Raw genomic sequence first — 6699 nt, 5'->3', positions numbered from 1 at the left:
AAGCGCCTGCCGCCGCCCTGGGTTTCAATTTCTATGGTGGCGTTTTTGCCCAATAGGGCCTTGGGATCGATGCTTTCGTTTTCGCTGAGCATTTCCACATCGAGGCTGAAGAGCTGGCTGATGTTTTCCTGGCCGCGCAATTCACGGAAATGCAGCTCATCGCCCAATGGCGTATGGATGGTGACTCGGCGTGTCATTGTATGAACCGCCCTGGGGGCGGCCTCCCGTCTCTTGGTGAGCGGGGATCATAGACAAGCCTATGGCTATAGAGCAATCAAATGCAGGGTCAGATACATCCTATAAATGTAAGCAATTTCCCATCTTGGATACAGGCATGTATTTGAATGGCATGCCACCCATTGATCTTCAATGCCATTCAACCCTCCATCGCGTCTTGAATTTCGCCTTGAACTGCGAATGCATTGCGCGTGCTCACACTCCCAAATACCGTTCCCACAGCGCTCTGTCCCCATCCAGCGCGGCCGAGTCTCCGCTCCATACGACCTTGCCGCGCTCCAGGATGAGGTGGCGGTCGGCCAGGCCCAGCAGGCGCTCCACGTATTTGTCGATGACCAGGATGGTCTGGCCAGCGGCGCGCACCTGGGCCAGGCAGGACCAGATCTCTTCGCGGATGCGGGGGGCCAGGCCCTCGGTGGCTTCGTCCAGGATGAGCAGGCGCGGGTTGGTGACCAGGGCGCGGCCTATGGCCAGCATTTGCTGTTCACCGCCCGACAGTTGGTTGCCCATGTTGGAGGCACGCTCGCCCAGGCGGGGGAACAGGGCGAACACGCGCTCGGGCGACCAGGGCTCTGCCGCGCCGGGGCTGCCCGAATTGCGATGGGCCACAAAGGCCGTCAGGTGCTCGCGCACCGTGAGGTTGGGAAAGCACTGGCGGCCTTCGGGCACGATGGCCACGCCGGCGCGGGCGATGCGGTCGGTGGCCCAGCCGGCGATGTCCTGCCCGGCAAACACCATGCGGCCAGCGCGCAGCGGCAGTTGGCCCAGCAGCGTGCGAAGCAGCGTGGTCTTGCCCATGCCGTTGCGGCCCAGCAGGGTGACGACCTGGCCTGCCTCGATGCGCAGGTCCACGCCGAACAGCACCTGGCTGGGTCCGTAGCCGCTTTGCACGGCCTGCATTTCGAGCATCACGCGCCCTCCTTCACTTCTTCGTCTCCCAGGTAGGCCTGGCGCACATCGGCGTTGCCACGTATCTCGTCGGGCGTGCCGGTGGCGATGATGCGGCCGTAGACCAGCACGGAGATGCGGTCGGCCAGGCGGAACACGGCCTGCATGTCGTGCTCCACCAGCAGCATGGCGGCGCGGCCGCGCAGGGATTCGATCAGCTCGGTCAGGCGCAGTGTTTCATCAGGCCCCATGCCGGCCATGGGTTCGTCCAGCAGCAGCACGCCGGGCCGCGCGGCCAGGGCCAGCGCGAACTCCAGCTTGCGCTGCTCGCCATGCGGCAGCGTGCCTGCGGGGCGCTGCAGCAGGCTGGCGCCAATGGCGCATTCGCGCGCCAGCTCTCGGGCCTGCTCGTACAGCGCAGCCTCGGCCGCGCGCGGGCGCCAGAAGCGGAAACTGCTGCCGGCATGCGCCTGCACGGCCAGCACCAGGTTGTCCAGCACGCTGGACTGCTTGAAGATGTTGGTGATCTGGAACGACCGCGACAGCCCCGCCGCCACGCGCTGGTGGGCGTTGAGCGCGCTCACGTCGCGCCCGGCCAGTGCCAGGGTGCCGGCGTCGGCCGCCAGCGTGCCCGACAGCAGATGGATGAGCGTGGACTTGCCCGCGCCATTGGGGCCGATCAGCGCATGGATCTCGCCAGGCGCCAGCGACAGCGAGACATGGTCGGTGGCCAGCAGCGCGCCAAAGCGGCGCACCAGGCCCTTAGCCTCCAGGGCCGGGGTGGGAATGGAGATAGGTGTGGCCGCGCCGCTCATGCCTGCCTCCCGCGTGCGGACCACAGGCCCGTCAGGCCGCGTGGCGCGCCGAACACCACGCACAGCAGCAGCAGGCCCAGCGGCAGGTGCCAGTACTCGGTCCACATGCGAAGCACTTCCTCCAGCGTCAGCATGACGACGGCGCCGGCCACGCCGCCCCAGCGCAGGCCCACGCCCCCCACCAGCACCATGATCAGCAGGTTGGCCGACTGGGTCCAGTGCATGAGGCTGGGCGAGATGAACAGGTTGTGGTTGGCCAGCAGCGCGCCCGCCAGCCCCGCCACCGCGCCGCTGAGAACGAAGGCCACGAGCTTCAGGCGGTAGACCGGGTAGCCCAGCGACTCCATGCGCGACTCGTTCTCGCGTACGCCCTGCAGCGCCTTGCCGAAGCGCGAATCCACCAGCCGGCCGAACAAGGCCATCAGCACCGCGAACAGCGCCAGCACCACGTAGTAGAAAGAAACGTCGTGGCCCAGGTCCAGCCCGGGCAGCACGGAATGGCCGGGCAGGTTGAGCCCGTCCTCGCCGCCGTACTGGCGCAGCGAGATGAAGATGTAGAACAGCATTTGCGCAAAGGCCAGCGTGATCATGATGAAGTACACGCCGCGCGTGCGCAGCGACACGGCGCCCGTGGCGGCGGCCAGCAGCCCGGCCAGCAGCGCGGCGGCCGGCCAGGCCACCAGGGCCGAGGTCACGCCGTTCATCGCCAGGATGCCCACCGCATAGGCCCCAGCACCGAAGAAGGCCGCATGCCCCAGCGCCACCATGCCGCCATAGCCCAGGATGAGGTTCAGGCTGGTGGCGGCCAGCGCGTAGATCAGCACGCGGCGCACGAAGGAGATGTAGAAGTCCAGCCCCAGTGCAGGCGCCACCAGCGGGAACACCGCCAGCGCCAGCAGCGCGAGCACGGTCCAGAAGAACCGGGCCTGGAACCTGCCTTGCAATGTGCTGTGTTCCATGCTCAGCCTCGCGCAGGGAAAAGGCCGGAAGGACGGTACACCAGCACCACCGCCATCAGCACGTAGATGGAAATCGCCGCCAGCGTGGGCCCCACGCTGGATGCCACCGCCGGGGAGAACACCTGGCGCAGCAGCATGGGCAGGAAGGCCCGCCCCGCCGTATCCACCATGCCCACCAGCAGGGCGCCCACCAGGGCCCCCCGTATGGAGCCTATGCCGCCGATGACGATGCACACCAGCACCAGGATGAGGATCTCTTCCCCCATGCCGACCTGCACCGAAGTGATGGGCCCCAGCAGCGCACCCGCCACCGCCGCAAGCATGGCGCCCAGCGTGAACACGCCCAGGAACAGCAGCGGCACGCGCACGCCCATCAGCGTGGCCATCTGGCGGTTGGAGGCGCCTGCCCGCACCAGCACGCCGGCGCGCGTGCGCGTCACGAACCAGTACAGGCCCAACGCGGCGGCCAGGCCGAAGACGATGATCATCAGCCGGTAGGCCGGGTACATGAGATCGGGCAGCAACTGCACCGGCCCCGACAGCGCGGCCGGCATGTTGAGCATCACCGGCGCCGGGCCCCAGACCATCTTGACCAGGTCATTGGCAATGAGGATGACCGCATAGCTGCCCAGCACCTGGGCCAGATGGTCACGCACGGCAAGGCGCCGTATCAGCACCAGCTCCAGCACCACACCCGCCACGCCCGTAGCCACGGCCGCCACCAGCACGGCCGCGGTGAACGAGCCCGTGCGCTGCATGGTCTCGGCCGCCACATAGGCGCCCGCCATGTACAGCGAGCCATGGGCCAGGTTCATGATGTCCATGATGCCGAACACCAGGGTCAGCCCGGCCGCGATCAGAAACAGCATCAGCCCGAACTGCAGGCCATTGAGCAATTGCTCCAAGAGCAGCGTCCACGTCATCCACACGCCCCCTGCCGCGGGCGCATCGGCCCGCGCGCGGTCAACAAATCATCCGGCTTTGAAAATCAAGATCAAGGCACGCCGCGCCCGACGGGGGCGCGGCGGCGGGGTCACATCTTGCAGTCGTTGACGTAGACGTCCTGGTACTTGTCGAACACCTTGCCCACCAGCTTGTTGGTGATGCGGCCGCTGCCATCCTTCTCGATCACGCGCTGGTAGTAGGCCTGGATGGGATAGTGGTTCTTGCCGTACGTGAAGGGGCCGCGCACCGAGGCGTAGTCGGCCTTCTCCAGCGCCTTGACGATGGCCTGGCGGTCCGAGGCCTTGCCGCCGGCCTGCTTGACGGCCGCATCCATGGCCATGATCACGTCATACGCCTGGGCCGCGTAGACCGAGGGGTTGCGGCCCTTGTACTCCTTGCGGAAGGCCTCGACGAAGGCCTTGTTCTGCGGCACGTCCAGGTCATGCGCCCACTGCGCGGTGTTGACCATGCCCAGCATGGGCTCGCCCACGGCCTGGATCACGTCCTCGTCGGCCGAGAAGCCCGGGCCGATCAGCTTGACGCTTTGCGACAGCCCCGTGGACACGAACTGCTTGACGAAGTTGATGCCCATGCCGCCCGGCAGGAAGATGTAGACCGCATCGGGCTTGGCCGCGCGGATCTGGGCCAGTTCGGCCGCGTAGTCGATCTGGCCCAGCTTGGTGTAGACCTCTTCGCCGGGCGCGGTCTTGTAGCCGCGCTTGAAGCCGACCAGCGCATCCTTGCCGGCCGGATAGTCGGGCGCCATGATGAACATCTTCTTGAAGCCACGGTCGGCGGCCAGCTTGCCGGCTGCCTCGTGGAAGGCATCGTTCTGGTAGGACGTGCCGAACCAGAACGCATTGCACTGCGCGCCCGCGAACTGGCTGGGGCCGGGATTGTTGGACAGGTAGGGCACCTTGGCGCCGAACAGCGCCGGGCCCACGGCCAGGGCCACGTTGGAGCCGATGGGGCCGGTGAAGAAATCCACCTTGTCGCGCTGTATGTAGCGCGTGACCAGCTGGCGCGCCTGGTCGGGGTTGCCGCCCATGTCGGTCTGCAGGAACTCGGCCGGCTGGCCGCCCAGCTTGCCACCCAGCTGCTTGATGGCGAGGTTGAAGCCGTCACGCGCCTCGGCGCCCAGCGCGGCAAACGGCCCGGAAATATCGTTGGCGATACCGACCTTGATGGTGTCCGCCTGCGCGAGCGCGGGAACAAAGGCAGGGGCCAGGGCCGCTGCGGCCAGGAAGGGGGTGAGGAAACGCATGCTGCTGTGCTCCTTGCGCGGGCCGCGCGGATGGCAATCGGTGGTGAGGCAGTCTTCCGTCACGCTGGACGGGAAACTCTGTAAGGGCTGGAACGGTTGGCGCGGGTCTTAGTTTAGGTTTAAAGTATTTTGCAGAACAAGTCTGGGACTTGTACCAATACCTGCCATACAAACCATTTCGCGCCATCTCCGTTCCAATGCCCGCACTCTACCGTCACTACGACCGCGCCGGACTCGATGTCCAGTACAACGCCCGCGCGACGGTACCCGACATCACCCCCATCATCAAGGCCTATGCCGACGACAGCCGGGCCGCGCGCCAGAGCCTGCCCTGCGCGCTGAACGTGGCCTATGGCGAGCATGCCGACGAGCTGCTGGACATTTTCCCGGCAGCAACCGGGGCGGCAGGCGCCCCTGTTCTCTTCTTCATCCATGGCGGGTACTGGCGGCTGCTGTCCAAGGACGACTCCAGCAGCATGGCGCCCACCTTCACGCGCGCCGGCGCCGTGGTGGTGGCCCTGAACTATTCGCTGGCGCCCGCCGTCACGCTGGACCGCATCGTGGACCAGACACGCCGCGCCCTGGCCTGGGTGCATGCGCACATCGCCCGCTACGGCGGCGACCCGGGCCGCATCCATGTCTGCGGCAGCTCGGCCGGCGGCCACCTGGCGGGCATGCTGCTGGCCGGCGGCTGGCATGCGGACTACGGCGTGCCCGAGGACGTGGTGCGCGGCGCCGCACCGCTGTCGGGCCTGTTCGACCTGCGCCCGCTGGTGCACACCCACATCAACGAATGGATGCGCCTGAGCGAGCAGGACGCCATTCGCAACAGCCCCGCCCTCCTGCCGCACGGCGCGGCCTGCCCGCTCATCGTCAGCTACGGCGAGAGCGAGACCGATGAATTCAAGCGCCAGAGCGACGACTACCTGGCCGCCTGGAACCAGCGCCGTGGCCCCGGTCCATCGTCAGGCCAGTACGTGGCCATGCCCGGCACCAACCATTTCGACATCGTGCTCACCCTGAACGACCCGGCCAGCCCGCTGACGCGCGCCATCCTCGCGCAGATGGGCTTGAGCGCCCCCACACCGCAGAACCAGCCATGACCCACGCTCCCGACCTGGAGTCGCGCGCCGCGCCCGACGACCACCATGCGCTGCGCCTGTGGCTGCGCATGCTCACCTGCTGCAACCTCATCGAAGGCGAGATCCGCAACCGCCTGCGCAGCGAATTCGACACCACCCTGCCCCGCTTCGACCTCATGGCCCAGCTGCAGCGGGCGCCAGAGGGCATGAAGATGGGCGAGCTGTCGCGCCACATGATGGTGACCAACGGCAACATCACCGGCATCACCGACCAGTTGGAGAAGGAGGGCCTGGTGGTGCGCACCAAGGTGGAGTCCGACCGGCGCAGCTCCGTGCTGCACCTCACCCCGCTGGGCCGCAAGACCTTTGCGCGCATGGCCAAGGCGCATGAGTCCTGGGTCATGGGCATGTTCGGCGACATGCCGCAGGCCAGCCGCAACGACCTGTACCAGGCGCTGGGCGACCTCAAGCAGCAGGTGGTGGCCCACCGCTCGCCCATGGACTGAGCG

General features: G+C 67.0%; 8 protein-coding genes. 2 read left to right on the top strand and 6 right to left on the bottom strand.

Features of this window, described 5'->3' with window-relative positions; all coding sequences use genetic code 11:
- From HFGMBDPB_RS28825 to HFGMBDPB_RS28800, 6 genes are all read right to left on the bottom strand, one after another.
- Positions 1-197: contractile injection system protein, VgrG/Pvc8 family (locus HFGMBDPB_RS28825; protein ID WP_212646707.1), on the bottom strand; the 197-nt coding region annotated here is incomplete at its 3' end.
- 235 nt (positions 198-432) lie between these two features.
- Positions 433-1146, bottom strand: coding sequence for an ABC transporter ATP-binding protein (locus tag HFGMBDPB_RS28820; protein WP_212646754.1), 714 nt, complete (start codon positions 1144-1146; stop codon positions 433-435).
- Positions 1146-1940, bottom strand: coding sequence for an ABC transporter ATP-binding protein (locus HFGMBDPB_RS28815; RefSeq protein ID WP_212646753.1), 795 nt, complete (start codon positions 1938-1940; stop codon positions 1146-1148). The genes HFGMBDPB_RS28820 and HFGMBDPB_RS28815 overlap by 1 nt, the downstream gene beginning before the upstream one ends.
- Positions 1937-2899, bottom strand: coding sequence for a branched-chain amino acid ABC transporter permease (locus tag HFGMBDPB_RS28810; RefSeq protein WP_070080314.1), 963 nt, complete (start codon positions 2897-2899; stop codon positions 1937-1939). Before HFGMBDPB_RS28810 ends, HFGMBDPB_RS28815 begins: the two co-directional genes overlap by 4 nt.
- Positions 2900-2901: 2 nt before the next feature.
- Complete coding sequence (locus tag HFGMBDPB_RS28805) at positions 2902-3822, bottom strand: branched-chain amino acid ABC transporter permease (RefSeq protein WP_013801787.1); 921 nt, start codon at positions 3820-3822, stop codon at positions 2902-2904.
- A 110-nt stretch (positions 3823-3932) separates the two neighbouring features.
- Complete coding sequence (locus HFGMBDPB_RS28800; RefSeq protein WP_016450648.1) at positions 3933-5108, bottom strand: ABC transporter substrate-binding protein; 1176 nt, start codon at positions 5106-5108, stop codon at positions 3933-3935.
- A gap of 197 nt (positions 5109-5305) precedes the next feature.
- Between HFGMBDPB_RS28800 and HFGMBDPB_RS28795 the strand changes: the two genes are divergently transcribed.
- Positions 5306-6211 (top strand): alpha/beta hydrolase, encoded by a 906-nt coding sequence (locus HFGMBDPB_RS28795; RefSeq protein ID WP_065347527.1) that lies wholly within the window; start codon positions 5306-5308, stop codon positions 6209-6211.
- A complete protein-coding gene (locus HFGMBDPB_RS28790) occupies positions 6208-6696 on the top strand; it encodes a MarR family winged helix-turn-helix transcriptional regulator (RefSeq protein ID WP_034395585.1) in 489 nt (162 codons plus the stop codon). The genes HFGMBDPB_RS28795 and HFGMBDPB_RS28790 overlap by 4 nt, the downstream gene beginning before the upstream one ends.
- Positions 6697-6699: the final 3 nt, after the last annotated feature.

Source organism: Delftia sp. PE138, assembly GCF_018320755.1.
GTDB classification, from domain to species: Bacteria; Pseudomonadota; Gammaproteobacteria; order Burkholderiales; family Burkholderiaceae_C; genus Comamonas; species Comamonas tsuruhatensis.
This window is presented reverse-complemented; position numbering and strand designations above follow the sequence as displayed.

What these genes read in the sequence shown, in the direction of transcription:
- HFGMBDPB_RS28810 (WP_070080314.1), bottom strand. Translation starts at nt 2,899, where the DNA reads ATGGAACACAGCACATTGCAAGGCAGGTTCCAGGCCCGGTTCTTCTGG.
- HFGMBDPB_RS28805 (WP_013801787.1), bottom strand. Translation starts at nt 3,822, where the DNA reads ATGACGTGGACGCTGCTCTTGGAGCAATTGCTCAATGGCCTGCAGTTC.
- HFGMBDPB_RS28800 (WP_016450648.1), bottom strand. Translation starts at nt 5,108, where the DNA reads ATGCGTTTCCTCACCCCCTTCCTGGCCGCAGCGGCCCTGGCCCCTGCC.
- HFGMBDPB_RS28790 (WP_034395585.1), top strand. Translation starts at nt 6,208, where the DNA reads ATGACCCACGCTCCCGACCTGGAGTCGCGCGCCGCGCCCGACGACCAC.
- HFGMBDPB_RS28820 (WP_212646754.1), bottom strand. Translation starts at nt 1,146, where the DNA reads ATGCTCGAAATGCAGGCCGTGCAAAGCGGCTACGGACCCAGCCAGGTG.
- HFGMBDPB_RS28815 (WP_212646753.1), bottom strand. Translation starts at nt 1,940, where the DNA reads ATGAGCGGCGCGGCCACACCTATCTCCATTCCCACCCCGGCCCTGGAG.
- HFGMBDPB_RS28795 (WP_065347527.1), top strand. Translation starts at nt 5,306, where the DNA reads ATGCCCGCACTCTACCGTCACTACGACCGCGCCGGACTCGATGTCCAG.